Genomic DNA, 2847 nt, shown 5'->3' with positions numbered 1-2847 from the left:
CGTCCCGTGGACGGGAAATGCTTCGCATTTCCACTTTTCTGCTCTGCCCAACTCCTCGCACCGTTCTTTGTCCGCGCGTCCGACGGTCGACAGTCCGCCAAGCTGTCCGAGTGTCTAAAAAATAGACAGCCGGTGTCTAAAAATTAGACAATCCGGTGTCGGTGAAGTGGGTGTAAGTGTCTTGTTATCATGTGATTAATGTGAATGGCACGATTTTGGCATAAAAATCGTAGAACAAATACTTTTTCCCATGGGCCATTTTCTTCAACTGAAGTCCTTCTGGAACTTCCTGAAACGGAACAAACTTTTTACCGCCATCAACATCTTCGGATTTGCCGTGTCGCTGGCCTTCGTCGTGCTCATCGGGATCTACGTGCAGGACGAAGTCGCCGTCAATCGCTCGCAGGTCAACCGGGATCGTATCTATCGCATCATCGGCTCCTCGCAGGCGAATTTCGCCCCGCCGACCGGGCCGGATCTGATGAACCGGTATCCCGAAATCGAACGGTATACCTTGACTTACAATAAATATGGGTGGGAAGTATCGGTCGAATCCGAGACCGGCGCCGAACCGATGCGGTATATCGGGAATGCGTTGATGACCGACTCCTCGTTTTTCCGGGTCTTCTCGTTTCCGTTCGTCGAGGGGACGCCCGAACAGGCGTTGCAGACCAAGGGCGAAACGGTGCTCACCGAGTCCTATGCCCGCAAGCTTTTCGGCAACCAACCGGCCTTGGGAAAGACGATTCGTGTAGACGGATTCGGCGAGCTGGTGGTCAGCGGCGTGGTGGCCGACTTCGGCAAGGAGACCCATTTTGCCAACCCCGACTTTCTGCTTTGGCTCGATAATCTGAGTTCGGCATGGGGGATGAATGTGATGGGGCATAGCGGATGGTGTTCCGTGGAAATTTATTTTATGGCCCATCGGCAAGCCGATCTGCCGGCCAAGGCGACCGATCTGGACGAATACGTGCATTCCAATGACATGTATTGGCTTTTCCGTCACGATTCAACCAACCATGCCTCGTTCGAGCCGTTGGAAGAGGTCTATTTCAGTCCGAGGCGATCGTTCGAAGAGAATCGTCGGAACGACAGCCGTTTCCTGATGGTGCTGGGGGCGACGGCGCTGCTGATTCTGGCCTTCGCCATCATCAATTATATCAACCTGTCGGTGGCTCAGAGCGGTTTCCGGGCTCAGGAGGCGGCTACCCGGCGCCTGCTGGGCGGTTCGCGGGGAAGCCTCTTCGGCGGGTTTATTCTCGAATCGCTGATCATCTGTTTCGTCTCGTTCTGCATCGGCCTGCTGTTGGCCCAGACGATCGAACCGTGGTTCCGCGGGGTAATGGGATGCGACACCTCCATCGCGGATAGCTTCACGGCGGGCAATGTGGCGCTGGCATTGGGCGGAATCGTGGTGATCGGTGTCGTTTCGGGGCTCGTGCCGGCCTATGTGCTGACGCGCTTCAAGCCGATCGACGTCGTGCGGGGAACGTTCCGCCGGCAGACCAAGATGGTTTACAGCAAGCTTCTGATCGCTTTCCAGTACGCGATTACAATCGCCCTGATCGGCTGTACGATCACGGTCATCCGGCAGACGAACTTCATGATGAAGACCGACCTGGGGTATCGGCACGACTATCTGTTGACGTGCGGAAATGTGGCGAGCAATGCGGCGGAACAGGCGGCCGTGCGGAGCCAGCTGATGGCCATTCCGGGGGTCGAACAGGTGGCTTTCGTAGCCGGTACGCCGACCGATGGCGGGAATAACAACTCGTTCACAGACAAGGAGGGACGGCAGCACAGTTTTCAGATGTTTATCGGCGACTCGGCCTATATGGAACTGATGGGTTTCGAGATTCTGCATCGGACGGGGGTGGTGAGCGATCGGGGGGTATGGATCAACGAGACGGCGTGGAAACGGCTGGAATTGCCGGACGACGCTACGGAGTGTTATGATCCGGGGAGCAGGAATACGCTGGTACCGCTGCTGGGAATGGTGCGCGATTTCCATACGACGGATTTGAGCAAGCCGATCGGCGAGGCGATGATTCGCCAGATACCGGAGGGTGAGTTTTATCCGTGGAACATCCTGATCCGGGTCTCGCCGGCCGACCCGTTCGGGGCGATGAACCGCGTGCGGGAGTGGTACAACGGCTACAAGGGCGGTCAGCTCTTCACGGGGTCGTTCCTCGACGACCAGATCCAGCAGCAATACGAGTCGCAGGAGCGGACGGCACAGGTGCTCGGTTTCCTGTCGTTCGTGGCGATCGTGATTTCGGCGCTGGGGATGCTGGCCATGGCGACCTACTTCATGCGCCAGCGGGCACAGGAGGTGGCGGTTCGGAAGGTCTTCGGCGCAACAAACGGACAGGTGCTGATGCGGTTGATGATGAGTTTCCTGCGGCTGGTGGTCATCGCGTTCGTCGTGGCGGTGCCGGTGATCTGGTACCTGATGAGGGAGTGGTTGTCGAGCTATCCGTATCGGATATCGCTGTCGTGGACGATCTTCGCGTTGGCGGGAGGGGCGGCGTTCCTGATCGCGTTCCTCACGGTGCTGTGGCAGTCGCTGAAGGCGACGCATGCCAACCCTGTCACGGCGATCCGTGACTGATGTATCTTTATGATTCTTTGTGCCGGATAGAACCGTACCTTTTCTGAAGAAAAGGTACCCAAAAGACTTTTAGATAGCTACGCTATTCCTTAGGCTCCGCAGTCCTTAATCTCTGCGATTGCTTTTGGGTCGGGGGCAACGGCGCGCTTTTATGTAAGTTAAACCTTTAGCGCGCCGTTTGCTCCCGGCCCAAAGAAAGTCCGGGAGTTGGGCCGCCGGCAGCTTTAGGATGCGTA

Annotated in this window: 1 protein-coding gene; it reads left to right on the top strand. The window is 56.9% G+C overall.

What is annotated here, in order from left to right; all coding sequences use genetic code 11:
• Nucleotides 1-250: 250 nt before the first annotated feature.
• The gene (locus QZ292_RS10175) at nt 251-2611 is read left to right on the top strand and encodes an ABC transporter permease (RefSeq protein WP_294601200.1); all 2361 of its coding nucleotides are present in this window, start codon (nt 251-253) and stop codon (nt 2609-2611) included.
• Nucleotides 2612-2847: the final 236 nt, after the last annotated feature.

The sequence above is a fragment of the uncultured Rikenella sp. genome, assembly GCF_910577125.1.
GTDB lineage: Bacteria > Bacteroidota > Bacteroidia > Bacteroidales > Rikenellaceae > Rikenella.
The sequence above is the reverse complement of the archived record's forward strand: the minus strand, read 5'-3'. Positions and strand labels throughout refer to the sequence as shown.

Excerpts from the sequence above, each read along its gene's own strand:
- QZ292_RS10175 (WP_294601200.1), top strand. The coding sequence starts at position 251 with ATGGGCCATTTTCTTCAACTGAAGTCCTTCTGGAACTTCCTGAAACGG.